Source organism: Streptomyces sp. S.PNR 29 (genome assembly GCF_030386795.1).
GTDB lineage: Bacteria > Actinomycetota > Actinomycetes > Streptomycetales > Streptomycetaceae > Streptomyces.
This window is the reverse complement of sequence record NZ_JANUQM010000006.1, coordinates 216,313-231,763: the sequence shown is the minus strand read 5'-3', so window position 1 is coordinate 231,763 and position 15,451 is coordinate 216,313. Positions and strand designations below refer to the sequence as shown.

Here is a 15,451-nt window from a genome sequence, read left to right as displayed (position 1 = left end):
GGACGTCAGCCGGCCGTGAACCGGCCGCGGCCACCGAACAACCAGGTCCTCACGCCGACTCGTTGAGCAGCCGGGCGAGGTGCTCGCGTCCGGCGCCCAGCAGATCCGGCAGCGGAGCCGCCGCTTCGTACCAGCGCTTCTCGTACTCCCAGCACAGCCAGCCGTCCCAGCCGTGCCGGGAGAGCACCTCCACGCACTCGGTGAGCGGCAGAACACCGGTGCCGAGCGGCAGCGGGGTGGTGTCGTCGGCGGAGGCGATGTCCTTGACCTGGACGTAGCCGAGGAACGGGGACAGCGCCGCGTACGACTCCGAGGGCTGTTCGCCGCCCAGCCAGGTGTGCATCACGTCCCAGAGCGCGCCGACCTGGCGGTGCCCGACCAGGCCCAGGATCCTGATCGCGTCGGCGCCGGTGCGGTGCGAGTCGTGGGTCTCCAGCAGGATCCGTACGCCGAGGTCGGCGGCGTACTCGGCGGCCGTGCCCAGGCGCCGGGCGGCCGTCGCGTCGGCCTCCTCGGGGCTCTGGTCGGTGCCGCCGCCCGGGAAGACGCGGATGCAGGGGGCGCCCAGGTCGCGGGCCAGGTCGAGCAGGGCGCGGATCTCGGCGAGCACGGGCTCGTCGTCGCCGGGCGCGGCGACCCGCGGGTAGCCCGCGAGGCCGAGGAGCTCGATCCCGGCCGCCTTGAACTCGGCCGCCGCGTCGGCGCGTTCGGCGGCGGTGAGGCCGGGGTGCACCGGTTCCTCGGGGTGTGCGCGCAGTTCGACGCCGTGATAGCCGTGCTCGGCCGCGAGCCGCAGGACGTCGGCCAGGGGGAGGCCGGGGACGCCGAGGGTGGAGAACGCCAGCTTCATGGTCACGGACCCTACCTTTCCGTCCGGTGACTGACACCTACCCGTCCTGGGACGTCCTGTGCAGATCCAGCAGATCCAGTCGCCAGTCCTGGCCTTTGAGGTCCTTGCCGAAGGAGTGGTGGGGCTTTTCGGCGACGAGGACGAAGCCGTGGCGCTGGTAGACACGGCGGGCGGCGGTCAGGATGTCGTTGGTCCACAGGACGACGTCCCGGTAGCCCGCGGCGCGTGCGAAGTCGACGACGGCGGTGACGAGGCGGTCGCCGATGCCGAGGCCGCGTGCGTCGGGCTCCACGAGGAGGAGACGTAGGCGGGCGGTGGTGGGTGCGTCGTCCCGTACGCACATCACGCAGCCCACGGGGCGGCCGTCCAGCTCGGCGATCCATACGCGTTCGAGGCGGGGGTCGTGATCCTCCGCGAAGTCGGTGACGATCCTCGCCACCAGGGCCTCGTAGTCGGCGTCGAAGCCGTACTCGGCGGCGTACACCGCCGCGTTGCGCTGGATGATCCAGCCGAGGTCGCCGGGGGCGGGCTCGCGCAGTACGACGTCCTCGCGGCGGGGCGGGCGGCCTTGGGACAGGATCTCGCGGACGGTGTGCATCGCTTCCGCGAGCCGGGGGCGGTCGGCGGCCGGGACCGTCGACAGCAGGCGTCCGACGGATTCGTTCGTCCGCTCGTCGAGGAGGTCGGCGGTTTCCCGGCCGCGGGGGGTGAGGGTGATGCGGGTGCGCCGGGGATCGCGGCGTGAGGGGGCCCGCTCGACCAGGCCGTCCTGCTCGAACTTGTTCAGGATCCGGCTGAGGTATCCGGCGTCCAGGGAGAGTTCGGTGCGCAGGTCGGCGGCGTCGGTGCGGGGAGAGTGGGCGAGTTCGTACAGGACGCGGGACTCGGTGAGGGTGTAGGGGGCGTAGAGGTGGCGGCTGTAGTCGAGGGCGCCGATGACCTTGGTGTAGAAGCGGTTGAAGGTGCGGATGTCCTGGACGGTCATGGTGGGCGCCCCCGGTGGGTCGGACCGGCTCATCTCTGACTGAGTCAGAGGTGTGTGGTGCCAGCGTAGGACGGGGAGCGGTGTTCGTCCATGGCCCCTGCGGGGTGGGTGGGGGTGCGCGTCTGTGCCTGCGGCGGCCTGTGCGGGGTGGCGGGGGTGCGCCTTGCGCCTACGGGTGGATTGTGGGTCGGGGCCGCGCCGGGGGGTGTCCGTCCTCGGTCCGGCGGGGCTGTCGGCTGGAGGGTGGGCGGTGATGGACGCCGGCCGCTGCGGGCGGACACCCCCCGACACGGCCCCTACGCGCCGTGGGCGGGTGCGGGTGCGTGGGGGCCGCTTGCGTAGCTGCGGGCAGTCGTGCCGCTGGGGCGGCACGGGTGGGCGCAGCGGCACCCCGTCGCCCATCCCGTAGCGCAACGCCGGGCACGTCAGCAACGCCGGGCCCCGTGACCCGCCCCGAGTCGCAACGGCAACGGCGCTCTCAGCCCCGCGGCACTCCGGAGGAACCCCGCACCATCAATTCCCCCCGCACCGTGGCGATCCCCCCGGGCGGCGGCTCCTCGCGGTCCATCGCGATGCGGCCGGCCCGCGCCCCCGCCTCCGCCAGTGGCAGCCGCACCGTCGTCAGGGACGGCACCGCGTCGATGCTGAACGGCAGGTCGTCGAAGCCGGCGACCGACACGTCGTCCGGGATGCGGAGGCCGGAGTCCCGCAGTGCGGCGCACGCGCCCAGGGCGACGGAGTCGTTCGCGGCGACCACGGCCGTCAACGTCGGGTCACGGCGCAGGAGTTCGAGCGTGGCCTCGTAGCCGGACTGCCGGTCGTAGCGGCCGTGGACCGTCCAGCGCGGGTCCTCCTCGATGCCGTGCGCCTCCAGCGCGGCCCGGTGGCCTTCCAGGCGGTGCCGGGTGGTCGTGCGCTCCTCGGGGCCCGCGATGTAGCCGAGGCGCCGGTGGCCGAGTCCGATCAGGTGCTCGGTCAGTTCGCGTCCGCCCCCGCGGTTGTCGAAGGTCAGCGCGATCGCCCCGGTCTCCGGCGCCGGCGGCCGCCCGCACAGCACGATCCGCGTCCCGGCGTCCGCCAGCTTCCGCATCTTCGCCGCCATGGCCGCCTTGTGCGCCGCGTCCTCGATGGCACCGCCGGTCAGCACCACCGCCGCCGCCCGCTGCCGCTGCAGCAGCGTGAGGTAGGTCAGCTCGCGCTCCGGGGAGCCGCCGGTGTTGCAGACGACCGCGAGTCTCTCCCCGCCGGCCCGGCCGCCCGGCCCTCCGATCTCGGACTGGATCGCGCTCGCCATGATCCCGAAGAAGGGGTCCGCGATGTCGTTGACGAGGATCCCGACCAGGTCGGACGTCGCCGCCGCCAGCGCGCTCGCCGGCCCGTTGAGCACGTAGTCCAGCTCGTCGACCGCCTTCAGCACCCGCTCACGGGTCGAGGCCGCCACGGGGTAGTTCCCGTTCAGCACGCGCGACACCGTCGCGGGGGAGACCTGGGCGCGGGCCGCCACATCCGCCAGGGTCACCGTCATGTCCTCGTCCTCCGGTCGCGCATCTCGTCGTACGCCTGCGTACACACAGACCCAGTACGCCTGCGTACACACGCAGGCCCACAGCCATGGTTCCGAGCAGACCTTAAGGCCATCCGGCCGTGTTGTTCGCCCCCTCGAACAACTCATCCCCGCCTTGGTCTTGTCCAGACCGCAGTGCAGAGGCTAGCTTCTGAAGAGATAGAAAGCGCTTGCTGTATTGCTCACCAGTAACTTGCCGGTCCTCCGGCGGCGGGTGGGGCGTACGCGGCGCAGGGACCGCGTACGAAGGGAATGACGTGACACGCAAGACGGTGCGTATCGCCATGAACGGTGTCACCGGGCGCATGGGCTACCGCCAGCACCTGGTCCGCTCCATCCTGGCCATCCGTGAGCAGGGCGGCCTCGACCTCGGCGACGGCACCGTGCTGTGGCCGGAGCCGATCCTGGTCGGCCGCCGTGAGCATGCGCTCAAGGGGCTGGCCGAGCAGCACGGCCTGGAGCACGTCTCCACGGACGTGGACGCCGTGCTCGCCGACGAGACGGTCGACATCTACTTCGACGCCCAGGTGACGTCGGCCCGTGAGGAGGCGATCAAGAAGGCGATCGCCGCGGGCAAGCACATCTACACCGAGAAGCCGACCGCCACCGGCCTCGACGGCGCCCTGGAGCTCGCCCGCCTGGCCGCCGAGAAGGGCGTCAAGCACGGCGTCGTCCAGGACAAGCTGTTCCTGCCGGGTCTGCTGAAGCTCAAGCGCCTCATCGACGGCGGCTTCTTCGGCCGGATCCTGTCCGTCCGCGGCGAGTTCGGTTACTGGGTCTTCGAGGGCGACTGGCAGCCCGCCCAGCGCCCCTCCTGGAACTACCGCGCCGAGGACGGCGGCGGCATCGTCGTCGACATGTTCCCGCACTGGGAGTACGTCCTGCACGAGCTGTTCGGCCGCGTGAAGTCGGTCCAGGCCATCGCCACCACGCACATCCCGCAGCGCTGGGACGAGAACGGCAAGCCGTACGACGCCACCGCCGACGACGCCGCCTACGGCATCTTCGAGCTGGAGGGCGGCACGATCGCCCAGATCAACTCCTCCTGGGCCGTCCGCGTCAACCGCGACGAGCTGGTCGAGTTCCAGGTGGACGGCACGGAGGGCTCGGCCGTCGCGGGGCTCCGCAACTGCCGGGTGCAGCACCGGTCCGCCACCCCCAAGCCCGTCTGGAACCCGGACATCCCCGCCACCGAGGTCTTCCGCGACCAGTGGCAGGAGGTCCCGGACAACGGTGAGTTCGACAACGGCTTCAAGGCCCAGTGGGAGCTCTTCCTCAAGCACGTCTACGCCGACGCGCCCTACCACTGGGACCTGCTGGCCGGCGCCCGCGGTGTCCAGCTCGCCGAGCTGGGCCTGAAGTCCTCGGCCGAGGGCCGCCGCCTCGACGTACCGGAGATCTCGCTGTGACCATCCACCTGCCCGACGCGAGCGGCGCCCTGCGGGCCTACGAGCCCCGCACGGAACCCCTCGCCGTCACCCCGGGATCCCCCTTCACCTCCCGTACGGTCTTCTCGGCGGCGCATGTCGTCGCCGACCCGTACGCCGACGTCAGCCCCGACTCGCCGGCCGCCGTCGACTGGGACGCCACCCTCGCCTTCCGCCGCCACCTCTGGTCCCACGGGCTGGGCGTCGCCGAGGCCATGGACACCGCCCAGCGCGGCATGGGCCTGGACTGGGCGGGCGCGGCGGAGCTGATCCGCCGCAGCGCCGCCGAGGCGAAGGCGGAGGGCGGCCTGATCGCCTGCGGCGTCGGCACCGACCAGATCGCCTCCGGGACGCTGGAGGAGGTCCGCACGGCGTACGAGGAGCAGCTCGCGGTCGTGGAGGAGGCGGGCGCGCAGGCGATCCTCATGGCCTCCCGCGCGCTGGCCGCCGCGGCCAAGGGCCCCGAGGACTACCTGGAGGTCTACGGCCACCTGCTCCGCCAGGCCGCCGAGCCGGTCATCCTGCACTGGCTGGGCCCGATGTTCGACCCGGCGCTGGAGGGCTACTGGGGCTCGTCCGACCTGGACGCGGCCACGGACACCTTCCTGGAGGTCATCGCCGCCCACCCCGACAAGGTGGACGGCATCAAGGTGTCGTTGCTGGATGCCCAGCGCGAGATCGATCTCAGGCGCCGGCTCCCGCAGGGCGTCCGCTGCTACACCGGCGACGACTTCAACTACCCCGAGCTGATCGCGGGTGACGACAAGGGCTTCAGCCACGCCCTGCTCGGCATCTTCGACCCGCTGGGCCCGCTGGCGGCCGAGGCGGTACGGGTGCTGGACACGGGCGACGTCGCCGGGTTCCGCGGGCTGCTGGACCCCACGGTCGACCTGTCCCGCCACCTCTTCCAGGCCCCCACCCGCTTCTACAAGACGGGTGTGGTCTTCCTGGCCTGGCTGGCCGGCCACCAGTCGCACTTCACCATGGTGGGCGGCCTCCAGTCGGCCCGCTCCCTCCCGCACTTCGCCCGCGCCTACGAACTCGCCGACGGCCTGGGCCTGTTCCCCGATCCGAAGCTGGCCGAGGAGCGGATGCGGACCCTGCTGAGCCTGTACGGGGTGAACCGGTGAGCGATCAGCTGTCCCGCTTCTCCATCAACCAGATGACGGTGAAGCAGCTGTCGATGCCCGAACTGGCCGACGAGTGCGGCCGGCTGGGCATCCGGAACGTGGGTCTGTGGCGTGAGCCGGTGCAGTCGTACGGCCTGGAGGCCACGGCGAAGCTGGTCCGCGACGCGGGCCTGACGGTGACAACGTTGTGCCGCGGCGGTTTCTTCACCGCGATCGACCCGGAGGAGCGCGCGAAGGCCCTCGCCGACAACCGCCGGGCGATCGACGAGGCGGCGACGCTGGGTACGGACACCCTGGTCCTGGTCTCGGGAGGCCTCCCGGCCGGCTCCAAGGACCTGCACGGCGCCCGCGAGCGCATCGCGGACGCACTGGCGGAACTGGGCCCCTACGCCGAGCAGCACGGCGTACGGCTGGCCATCGAGCCGCTCCACCCCATGTACGCCTCCGACCGCTGCGTGGTCTCCACCCTCGCCCAGGCCCTGGACCTCGCCGAACGCTTCCCGGCGAACCAGGTCGGCGTCACCGTGGACACGTACCACATCTGGTGGGACGACACGGCCCCGGAGCAGATCGCGCGGGCGGGCGCGGGTGGCCGTATCCACACCTTCCAGCTCGCCGACTGGACCACCCCGCTGCCGGAGGGCGTCCTGACCGGCCGCGGCCAGATCGGCGACGGCTCGATCGACATGCGGGAGTGGAAGCGGTACGTGGAGGCTGCCGGGTACAGCGGTCCCATCGAGGTGGAGCTGTTCAACGACGGGCTGTGGGCCCGGGACGGGCGCGAGGTGCTCGCCGAGACCGCGGCGCGGTTCGTGGAGCACGCGCTGTGATGTGACACTGAGGTGATCCGGCTCGCTGTCCCGCCCGTCGACCGGGGCGGGACAGCGGCCGTTCACGGACGAAGGGCGGGCGGGGCGGAGTGCAGCGGCGAACGCGATGCCGTGTGGATGCGGCAGCGCGGGCGGTGACGGCCGCTTGCGCGACCGTCGCCCTCGCCGGTTGCTTGTCATCGACGAGCCATGAGGCGAGCGAACCCGGCCCCGCGGCGGTCGAAGTCACCGTGGTGCGCGGCGAGGAGACCTACCCCCTGACCGCCAGGGTCACGGAGTGGGAGCTGCGACCGCACCCTCAGGTGCCCGAGCGGGGCGACGCGGTGCACTTCACTTACCGCGCGGTCCAGGAAGGTCTGCTTCCGGAAGCCTCGGTGGAACTCGCGGCATGCGCGGTGGACTCGGCGGACGTCGTGCTGCTCTGCGACATCATTGCCGTGGAGCGTGCGGAACCCGGTGATGCGCGAGTGGCGGACGGCGACTCCTGGCTCGGCCCGGTTTCCGAATCGGACCTGTCCGACACGGCCCGCGTGCTCTTCCTCCCCGACCAGCTGAAGCCCGACCTGCACGCCGGCGATCCCAAGGACAGCGACGGCTACGTCCCGCCCGCCATCCCCGGCCCCGGCGACCGGCTGCGCACCAGCTGACGAGTGGGTCAGCCCCCGATACGGCCAGCCTTGACCGCGGTGACGAACGACGTCCAGCCGTCGGCCGAGAAGATCAGCGCCGGGCCGCTGACGGCCTTGCTGTCGCGGACGGGGACACCGGCGTGGCCGCGGGCGACTTCGAGGCAGTCGCCCTGATCGCCGCCGCTGTAGCTGGACTTGTGCCAACCGGTGAGCGTGGACGAGTCGGGGACGGTGTGCTCACTGCTGACCATGCGCGTGTTCCTCCGCTGCCGCCCTGACGAGGGCCAGTGACTCCTGCTGCGACAACGCGTCGCTCAGCGCAAGAGCGTAGGCGGTCTGGCTGGCGGCCACCAGCGCCGGGTCGTCCATCAAGTGACCGGTGAGGAACGCTTCGACGTAGGCCACGGGGGCGGAGTCCTCGAAGCTCATGAGGGTGAGGTAGCTCTGCAGCAGCGCGTGCGCCCCTACGCCGTACGGAAGCACGTGCAGCCGCAGCCGTCCTGCCTCGGCCAGTTCCGCGATTCTGCGCAGTTGCTCGGCCATGACCTGTGGGCCGCCGACGCGGCGCCGCAGCACGGCCTCGTCGAGCAGCGTCCAGACGACGGGCTGTCCAGGCCCGTCGAGGACGCGTCGGCGCTTTGTTCGGATGACAACGGCCTCGTCAAGTTCCTCGGCGGTGTGGTTCGGGCTGTACGCGCGGAAGACAGCACGCGCATAGTCGTCGGTCTGGAGCACACCGGGAACCAGCGAGAGCGCGAACTGCTGGATCAGCGTGGCCTGTTGTTCCAGCTCGGCCACAGCGGCGAAGTGATCGGCGTACTTCGACTCCAGGTCCTCCAGCCAGCGCTCGAAGAACCCGTCTGCCCCCACCGTCCGGTCGATCCGCCGGGCGTCGTCGGGTTTGGGAAGCCGCCTGCCGGACTCCCAGTGACTGATCAACGTAGGTGAGCACACGACCCGATCGGCCAGTTCCTCCTGCGTGAGCCCGGCTGCTGCTCGCCGTAGCCTCAGCTCCTCTCCGTACTTCTCACGTGCCGTCCGAGGCTTGCGGCCCTGCTGCATACGTGCCAACTCCCCACCTTGAAAAGTCCGCTGTCAAGTCCCAGGTACTGGCAGCGTAGCCAGCGACGACGTCACTCTGTGAGGGATTCGCCACAGAACGCAGTCACTCAGGAGGCTGATGTGTACGCCCTTGTCGCCCGGCTCATCGAGCCGTTCGTGCGTGTCCTCGTCCCGCCGGCCGGGCGGCACAGAGCATCGCCCGCGCCCGCATGCCCGTACGTCTGCGGCCCGACCGCCCACCGCACCGGAGAACGACCGCTGCGCGGCGAGGACAGTCCGCTGGTGCGGCCTTACCTGCTGGCGCATGAGCGGGCAACGGCACCCCGCCGGGTGCTGCGGCTCGCGCCGACGGGAGCGGACCTCCGGTCGCTGCTGCCCTGTCGTACGGAGGTGTACGCGTGAACAGCGGCCGGTACGAGCAGCCGGTCGGGCGCCTGCTGCCCTGGTCGAGCCCGGAGGGGAAGCCCTGCTACGTCGTGGGCAACGGAACGGGCTATGTCTCGCGTCTCGCCGACGAGGTCGAACGCGTGCAGCTGGGGATGGCCGACCACCTCCTCGGCCACGCCGCCGAACTCCTCGCCGAGCCCCGCGCGACCAGCGGAGAACTGCGCTACCTCGCCGGCCGGCTCAGGGAGTGCCTGGCGGACGTCAAGCGGGTGGCGGAGAGCCGAGGGGCACGGCTGACGCGGTGAGATCCGTTCAGGACGTCTCCGGAGCCGGGCACGTGGTCTTGTACGGCACCCCCGGTGCGTACCTCGCCCACTCCAACTGGCTGAGGCCTCCGCCCGCCAGCTTGCATGCCGTGCCGATGGGGTCGGCGCTGAGGGCGGGGAGGGACCGCAGGTCCCATATCTGGACCGTGCTGTCCTCGCGTTCGGTGACGGCCAGCCGGCCGTCGGGGCTGAAGGCGAGCATGGTCAGCTGCTCAGCGGGCGAGGACAGGGTGGTGGCCCGGTGGAGTTGGGAGAGATCTCCGATGTCGGTGAGACGGACGTCTCCGGAGTCGGTCGTGGTGGCGAGGAGATTGCCATCAGGGTGGAAGACCGGATGTTGGTAGGCCCCATCCTCCTTCGGTGCCTCCGTGACCTTGCGGGGTTTCTCCGGAGAGCTGACGTCAAGGAAGAGCAGGTCGTCGCCCAGTGAGCTGGCGAGCAGCTTGCCGTCGGGAGAAAAGGCGGCGGCGCCGTACGCGTCGGGAACGGGGATCGGTTCGGCCGATGGGGAGCCGTAGCGGAAGAGGTATGTATCGGTGCCCGAGGGGACGGACAGCAGTTCTCCGTCAGGGCTGAATTGGGCGGGATCGGTTGGGGACACGCCCGTGAACGAGCTCAGTTTCTTCGGGTGCGCGCCGTCCGTCACGTCCCACAGGGCGGCCCAGCCGCTGGTGAAGAGCTTGCCGCCGTTGGCGACCAGGGTCGCGCCGCGCGGAGAGAAGCCGAGGTGCATCTCATGGGGATCGTCCGGACGGCTGAGCGGCTTGATGACGGACAGCCTGCGAGGCCGGGACAGCGCGGTGATGTCCCAGAGGGTGATCCTGTTGGTGCGATCGGCGGCGGCCAGCGTGGTTCCGTCGGCACTGACGGCCAGATCCTCGACGGCCGCCCCCAGATCCGTGGATCCGAGACGCTTCGGGTGACCTGGGTCGGCCATGCTCCACAGCGTGACGGTCTCGCCCCAGCCGGCGAGGGCCAGGGTCTTCCCGTCCGGTGTGAAGACGGCTGCCCGGGTGCCGCCGCCCAAGTCGCCCAGAGTGGTCAGGACTTCGGGCCGTCCGGGAACACGGAGATTCCAGCGGATGACCGCCCGTTCGCTGACGGAGGTCAGGGTGCCGGTGTCCCGGCCGAAGGCCACGTCCTTCGGCGGCTCCTCGTGGCCCCGCAGGACCACCTCCCGCTTCGGCTTGTTGCTGTCCTCCAGGTTCCACACCACGATCGAGTCGTCGAGTGAGGTCGTGGCCAGACGCGCCCCCGAACGGTCGAACGCCAGGGCCTCGACGGTGCCCTTGTGGGCGGCCCACGCCACTCGTGCCTTCGCCTTAGCGGGATCGGTGACGTCCCAGAGCATGACGTCGTTGCCGTGGTGCGTGGCGAGCAGCCGGCCGTCGGGGCTGAAGGCCACGCTCTCATCGACCCGATCCAGACGGGCCAGCCGCCGCGGTCGTGCCGGGGTGGAGACGTCCCACAAGGTGGCGCCCGAGGTGTGGGTGATGGAGGTGTGGTCGACGGGCTCCTCCTTGGCGGTCACCACGCCCGTCGAACTCACCAGAGTCCGGCCGTCAGGGCTGAAGAGCACGGCACTGCTGTCGTAGACGTTGCGCTCGACGGCCACTTGGCGAGGCTCGTCTCCGGAGAGGCTCCACAACACCAGGGACCGGCGTGCAACGGACATGTCCTCGCCACCCCACCCGGCCGCGGCCAGCAGCTTCCCGTCCGGGCTGAACGCCACCCCCGACGGGTCCCCTTTCAGGCCGTCGACCGTCAGGACAGCCGTCCGGCGCGGATGTCTCCGATCGGCCAGCGACCACAGCACGACGGAGCCGTTGTCGCAGACGCCGGCCAGCGCGCGGCCGTCCGAGCTGAACGTCAGGCCGTCCACGTCCTCGCCGCAGCCCGGGACCATCGCCAGCTGCCTTCGCCGGGCGGCATCGGAAACGTCCCACAACACGATTCGGCCGCCCAGTCCGGCGGCCTCCATCCGTCCGTCCCGGCTGAGCACGGGGACGTCCACACTCTTCTCGTCCGTCGAGCTCCCGGCATACCGGCTCTGCGCCAGAGTGCTGAACACAGCGGCCCGTGACTCGGCCGAGGGCCGGATCCCGTGGGCGGCGAGCCCCAGCCGCAGGGACAGCTGGGGATCTTCCTGGCGCATGTTCTCCGCCTCGGCGACGAGCGCGCGAAGGGTGCCCAGCCGCCGTTGGTCCAGGGCGTCGTTCCGCTGCCGGTTGGCCTCGACGGTCTGCCAGACGGTGACACCGGCGGCGATCACCGCCACGCAGAGCAGAGACACGACAATGTGGAACCGTCTCCGGAGACCCTCCTGCTGCTTCCGCTCCGCCGCCAGGCTCGCGTGGACCAGTTCTTCCTCCGTACGGGGCAGCCGGCGATGGCGCAGCCTCTCCGCCCGGAGCAGATCCACGGCGGCACTCAGCCGGACACCGGTCAGCAGCAGGTCCTGATGACGGTCACCCGCCTCCCACTCCCTGGCGCTGTCCGCCAGCTTCTGCCGCTGGACGAGCAGTTCCCTGTCCTCCTCGATCCACTTGCTCAGCTGGGGCCAGACCCGCAGCAACGCCTCATGGGCGATCTGCGCATGGTCCTGGTCCACGGTGATCAGCCGCGCGGCGGCCAGACGCTCGCGAACCGCCCCGGTCGCCGCCCGCTGCGGGGCCGACAGGCCGTCCAGGAGGCCCTCGACCGGGACCCGGCGCCGTACGACCACCCCGTCGTCCGTGACCTGGACGAGGCGCAGCAGCAGTTCGCGCAGGGCCTCCCGCTCGGCCCCGTCGAGGTCCTCGTACAGCCGGTCCGTCGTCGTGGTGACCGCCCGCCAGATGCCGCCCGTCGCCTCGTACCCGGCGAGGGTGAGCGTGGCGCCGCTGCGGCGCAGCCAGGTCTCGCGCAGGGCGTGGGCCAGGAAGGGGAGGGCGGTGTCGCGGTCGTGGCCGCCGCCGTGGCGCAGGTCGTGCAGCAGGCGGTCGGTGAGGCCGGGTTCCAGGGTGAGGCCCGCGGCCTCGGCGGGGCGTTCCACGGCGGCGCGCAGGGCGTCGTCGTCCATCGGGCGTACGTTGAACAGACCGTGGTCCAGCGCGTGGGCGAGGCCGGGGTGCGTGAGGCAGTCGCCGTAGTGGTCGCCGCGCAGGCCGAGGACCACGCGCGGGGGGTCGGTGGTTGTCTCGGGGCGGGTCAGTACGTCGACGAAGCGGGTCCGTTCCTCCGCGTCCGTGCAGCGGGTGAAGATCTCCTCGAACTGGTCGACGACCAGGAGTCCGCAGCGCTCCCGTCCGGGCCGCGGCTGCGGTAACCGGCCCGCGGACAGGGCCTCGTGCACCTCCTGCGCGGGACGTCCGGTGGCCCGGCCCCACACCTCGGCCAGCGCCCGCAGCGGATGCGGTCCGGGCGCGGACAGCAGCACGGCCGGCCACGGCAGACCCAAGCGCCCGGCGGGTTCGGCGTGGCGCCGCTCCAGGCCGGCCAGGAGCCCGGCGGTGAGCAGCGACGTCTTGCCCACACCGGACTGGCCGACCAGCACCACGGGCGCGGTGCCGCCCGCCTGAGCCGCCCGTCGGTCGTCGCACACGACATCCAGCAGCCGCCGGGTGAGGTCCTCGCGGCCGAAGAAGTGCCGGGCCTGCGTGGTGCCGAAGGGTTCCATGCCGGGGTAGGGGCAGGGCACGTCGGCGGGCGGGTCGGCCTCGGGGTGCGGGTCGGCGTACGCGCGGTTGCGGGTGAGCCGCAGCGAGCCGAGCGTGCCCTCGCTCTGCCGCCAGGGGCGGATCGGGCCGCCCTGGAAGGAGCGGTCGACGGCCTCGTACAGCCCGTCCGGCGTGAGCCATGGGGAGCCCGCCGGGTCGCCCTGGGTGAGCAGTTCGACGAGCCGCCCGCCGAACAGGGTGTGTCTTCGTCCCTCCGGCGCGTACGACAGGTCGTACCAGGTGGCCGACGTGAGCAGGAAGCTGCCGTCGGGTCGTGTGACCGCGAACGGTGGCGGGCCCTGGGCCCCTCCGCCGCCGGGTGCCTTCGCCCGTCCCGAGTAGCAGCAGTCCAGGACGACGACACTGCCGCCGGGCGCCTCGGTGAGCAGGTTCCTGAGCGTGCCGTAGGGCACGGCGTCGGCGATCCGCTCGGGCGAGCGGCTGGCCCTGGTGGCGAGGTACAGCTCGTCGGCGGGGCCGAGGATGCCGTGGCCCACGTAGCACAGCAGGATCGGCCCGGTCGTCTCCCGGACCGTCCGTTCCACCGCCGCGACGACCTCGCCCTGCGTGGCGTCGGCGGGCACACGCTGCACGCGCAGCCCACAGGCGTCCCGCAGAGCCGCCTGGAGGTCGTCGAGGGTGGTGCTGACGGCGGGGAGGCCGGGCAGCTCGGAGCCGGGGACGTGGTCCGGTGTTCCGATGAGGATCGCGTGCGCTCCGAGTACCGCGAAGTCGCCGGCGCCGTCGAGGTCGGTGGCCGGCACTGCTACTCCGGTTCCGGGGCGCTCTCGTCCAGGGCGGCCGTGATCTCCCGGATGAACTCCGCACGCTCCTGGGCCGTGAGGTTCCTGACCCGGGTCGAGGTGACGGTGATCTGGGTCCCGTCCGGGCGGGTGACGGTCACCGTGCACTCGGTGCGCCGCGCCGCCAGCCAGGCGACCAGGCCCGCGGCGAACGTCGTGACGACTCCGCCCGGTTCCAGCAGCGCGAGCAGCGCCTCACCGGGGAAACCCATCGCGCCGGGCGGCAGCGGGGCCGAGCCGTCGAGGCGGATCCGGCCGCGCAGTTCGGGTTCGGTGGCCAGGCGCCGCCGCAGGTCGTGCAGGCCGGTGTCCGTGACCGTGCCGTGCCCACCGGCGCCCGTGGTCGTTCCGTCGACGCTGATCCCCACCCGTACTTCCGTCACGCCGGTAACTCTGCCCATTCGTACGGTCCTTCACCCGTCGAACGCGTCGGCGTGCGGTGCCGGTCACGTCGCCCGCGGTTCCGGCACCACACGCCGCTCCCCCCTGATCCCCGCCGTGCACAAGCCCCCCGCCGTGCACGAGGAACAGCATGACAAGACGGACGGCACTGATCCTTGGCCACGGGTGCACGGGTTTTGATGATTCCTGCACGCACGCACGCGCGCGTGCAGGGCGTCAGGTGTGGTGGCGGTAGTCCCTGGGCGTCATCCCGTACGCCCGCCGGAAGGCGCGGCTGAAGGTCGCCGGGTCGGGAAAGCCCCAACGGGCGGCCACGGACTGGATGGAGCGGTTTTGCAGGCGGGGGTCGGCGAGGTCGCGGCGGCAGCGCTCCAGGCGGCGGTGGCGGATCCAGGCGGCGGGTGTCTCGCCCTCCTCCGCGAACAGCTGGTGCAGATACCGGACGGAGATGCCGTGGGCCGCGGCCACGAGGGCGGGGGAGAGGGAGGGGTCGGTGAGGTGCTGGTCGATGAAGTCCCGGATGCGTGTGTGCAGGGCCCGGCGGCGGGACTCCGGGGCCAGCGTGTCCTCGGCCTCCAGGCAGCGGCCGAGCACGGACGCGAGGAGGTCGGTGGTCACGGAGGCCAGCGTCGGCACGTCGGCCTCGGTGAACTCGTCGGCGCGGGCGGCGACGTCGGTCAGCCAGCGGTACAGCACGCCGCCCATGCCGTGGCTCAGGGGGACGGGGGCGGCCAGCAGGCGCCGCACCGCGCGCGGCGGCAGCGGCAGCATCGCGCGCGGGAGGGTGACGACCACCGACGACACGGGGCCCGGCGACGGGATGTGCCGGGCTTCGTACGGCAGGGAGGTGTCGACCAGGACCAGGTCCCCGGCGTGGACCGCCGCCTCACGCCCGCTCTGCGCGGCACCGCACTCGCCTTCGAGCAGGCACTGGATCTGGTAGGCCTCGGGATCGAACCGCCGGATGGCGCGCTGTGTGCGCACGATCTCCAGGTGCGGGAAGGCCAGCAGGGAGATCTGAGCCTCGCCCAGCGGCAGTAAGCGCAACGTGGCGCGGAAGTCGTCCTCGTCGTCGCTGCGCAGCAGGTTGGGTACGTGGGTGCGGGACGTGACGTCCTGCCACAGGTCCCACCGTTCGGCGGTCGGGACCACCTCGGTCCGGAACTCCTGCACCAGCATGCAGACAGCGTAGGCAACCAGGCCGGAAAAAAATCCTTGAAAGATTTCTGGAAAGACGTGCAACCCTTCCCGCCCCACGCGGGTCGTACAAGGCATCAGGACGTCCCGGAGGGGGATCCGGGGGGATCGCGGGGGTTCTGAGGGAGGGGAAAACCCGAGGGGGCCCGGTCCGTGGACCG

At 71.7% G+C, this 15,451-nt stretch carries 14 protein-coding genes; 6 read left to right on the top strand and 8 right to left on the bottom strand.

Features of this window, described 5'->3' with window-relative positions; genetic code table 11:
* Positions 1-49 precede the first annotated feature (49 nt).
* The 3 genes from NW895_RS18280 to NW895_RS18270 all read right to left on the bottom strand — a co-directional run bounded on the left by NW895_RS18280 (position 50) and on the right by NW895_RS18270 (position 3,360).
* The gene (locus NW895_RS18280; protein WP_289937020.1) at positions 50-850 is read right to left on the bottom strand and encodes a sugar phosphate isomerase/epimerase family protein; all 801 of its coding nucleotides are present in this window, start codon (positions 848-850) and stop codon (positions 50-52) included.
* Positions 851-887: 37 nt separating this feature from the next.
* Positions 888-1,835 carry a bifunctional helix-turn-helix transcriptional regulator/GNAT family N-acetyltransferase gene (locus NW895_RS18275; protein WP_289936773.1) on the bottom strand — a complete coding sequence of 316 codons (948 nt, stop codon included), beginning with the start codon at positions 1,833-1,835 and terminating at the stop codon, positions 888-890.
* Between the two features lie 478 nt (positions 1,836-2,313).
* Positions 2,314-3,360 carry a LacI family DNA-binding transcriptional regulator gene (locus NW895_RS18270; RefSeq protein ID WP_289936772.1) on the bottom strand — a complete coding sequence of 349 codons (1,047 nt, stop codon included), beginning with the start codon at positions 3,358-3,360 and terminating at the stop codon, positions 2,314-2,316.
* Positions 3,361-3,656: 296 nt separating this feature from the next.
* Between NW895_RS18270 and NW895_RS18265 the strand changes: the two genes are divergently transcribed.
* From NW895_RS18265 to NW895_RS18250, 4 genes are all read left to right on the top strand, one after another.
* Positions 3,657-4,808, top strand: a complete 1,152-nt coding sequence (locus tag NW895_RS18265; protein WP_289936771.1) for a Gfo/Idh/MocA family oxidoreductase — start codon at positions 3,657-3,659, stop codon at positions 4,806-4,808.
* Positions 4,805-5,956 (top strand): dihydrodipicolinate synthase family protein, encoded by a 1,152-nt coding sequence (locus NW895_RS18260; protein WP_289936770.1) that lies wholly within the window; start codon positions 4,805-4,807, stop codon positions 5,954-5,956. The genes NW895_RS18265 and NW895_RS18260 overlap by 4 nt, the downstream gene beginning before the upstream one ends.
* Before the next feature lie 32 nt (positions 5,957-5,988).
* On the top strand, positions 5,989-6,786 hold the full coding sequence (locus tag NW895_RS18255; protein ID WP_289937019.1) for a sugar phosphate isomerase/epimerase family protein: 798 nt from the start codon (positions 5,989-5,991) through the stop codon (positions 6,784-6,786).
* 173 nt (positions 6,787-6,959) lie between these two features.
* On the top strand, positions 6,960-7,433 hold the full coding sequence (locus NW895_RS18250; protein WP_289936769.1) for a hypothetical protein: 474 nt from the start codon (positions 6,960-6,962) through the stop codon (positions 7,431-7,433).
* An 8-nt stretch (positions 7,434-7,441) separates the two neighbouring features.
* On the opposite strand, the gene NW895_RS18245 is transcribed toward NW895_RS18250, so the two are convergent.
* Both NW895_RS18245 and NW895_RS18240 read right to left on the bottom strand, forming a co-directional pair.
* Positions 7,442-7,666, bottom strand: a complete 225-nt coding sequence (locus tag NW895_RS18245) for a DUF397 domain-containing protein (RefSeq protein ID WP_289936768.1) — start codon at positions 7,664-7,666, stop codon at positions 7,442-7,444.
* On the bottom strand, positions 7,653-8,477 hold the full coding sequence (locus tag NW895_RS18240; RefSeq protein WP_289937018.1) for a helix-turn-helix transcriptional regulator: 825 nt from the start codon (positions 8,475-8,477) through the stop codon (positions 7,653-7,655). Before NW895_RS18240 ends, NW895_RS18245 begins: the two co-directional genes overlap by 14 nt.
* 120 nt (positions 8,478-8,597) lie before the next feature.
* Here NW895_RS18240 and NW895_RS18235 point away from each other — a divergent pair, with 120 nt between their 5' ends.
* Together NW895_RS18235 and NW895_RS18230 are read left to right on the top strand one after the other, a co-directional pair.
* Positions 8,598-8,879: a hypothetical protein gene (locus NW895_RS18235; protein WP_289936767.1), complete on the top strand. Its 282-nt coding sequence runs from the start codon at positions 8,598-8,600 to the stop codon at positions 8,877-8,879.
* Complete coding sequence (locus NW895_RS18230) at positions 8,876-9,169, top strand: hypothetical protein (protein WP_289936766.1); 294 nt, start codon at positions 8,876-8,878, stop codon at positions 9,167-9,169. Before NW895_RS18235 ends, NW895_RS18230 begins: the two co-directional genes overlap by 4 nt.
* A 7-nt stretch (positions 9,170-9,176) precedes the next feature.
* On the opposite strand, the gene NW895_RS18225 is transcribed toward NW895_RS18230, so the two are convergent.
* The 3 genes from NW895_RS18225 to NW895_RS18215 all read right to left on the bottom strand — a co-directional run bounded on the left by NW895_RS18225 (position 9,177) and on the right by NW895_RS18215 (position 15,272).
* Positions 9,177-13,652 carry a WD40 repeat domain-containing protein gene (locus NW895_RS18225; protein ID WP_289936765.1) on the bottom strand — a complete coding sequence of 1,492 codons (4,476 nt, stop codon included), beginning with the start codon at positions 13,650-13,652 and terminating at the stop codon, positions 9,177-9,179.
* Positions 13,653-13,654: 2 nt separating this feature from the next.
* Positions 13,655-14,074 carry a hypothetical protein gene (locus tag NW895_RS18220; RefSeq protein ID WP_289936764.1) on the bottom strand — a complete coding sequence of 140 codons (420 nt, stop codon included), beginning with the start codon at positions 14,072-14,074 and terminating at the stop codon, positions 13,655-13,657.
* Positions 14,075-14,309: 235 nt separating this feature from the next.
* Positions 14,310-15,272 carry a helix-turn-helix domain-containing protein gene (locus NW895_RS18215; protein ID WP_289936763.1) on the bottom strand — a complete coding sequence of 321 codons (963 nt, stop codon included), beginning with the start codon at positions 15,270-15,272 and terminating at the stop codon, positions 14,310-14,312.
* Between the last annotated feature and the right edge of the window lie 179 nt (positions 15,273-15,451).

Bases quoted from the DNA above. Each gene is read 5' to 3' on its own strand.
- NW895_RS18275 (WP_289936773.1), bottom strand. From the start codon at position 1,835: ATGACCGTCCAGGACATCCGCACCTTCAACCGCTTCTACACCAAGGTC.
- NW895_RS18270 (WP_289936772.1), bottom strand. From the start codon at position 3,360: ATGACGGTGACCCTGGCGGATGTGGCGGCCCGCGCCCAGGTCTCCCCC.
- NW895_RS18255 (WP_289937019.1), top strand. From the start codon at position 5,989: ATGACGGTGAAGCAGCTGTCGATGCCCGAACTGGCCGACGAGTGCGGC.
- NW895_RS18240 (WP_289937018.1), bottom strand. From the start codon at position 8,477: ATGCAGCAGGGCCGCAAGCCTCGGACGGCACGTGAGAAGTACGGAGAG.
- NW895_RS18245 (WP_289936768.1), bottom strand. From the start codon at position 7,666: ATGGTCAGCAGTGAGCACACCGTCCCCGACTCGTCCACGCTCACCGGT.
- NW895_RS18215 (WP_289936763.1), bottom strand. From the start codon at position 15,272: ATGCTGGTGCAGGAGTTCCGGACCGAGGTGGTCCCGACCGCCGAACGG.
- NW895_RS18280 (WP_289937020.1), bottom strand. From the start codon at position 850: ATGAAGCTGGCGTTCTCCACCCTCGGCGTCCCCGGCCTCCCCCTGGCC.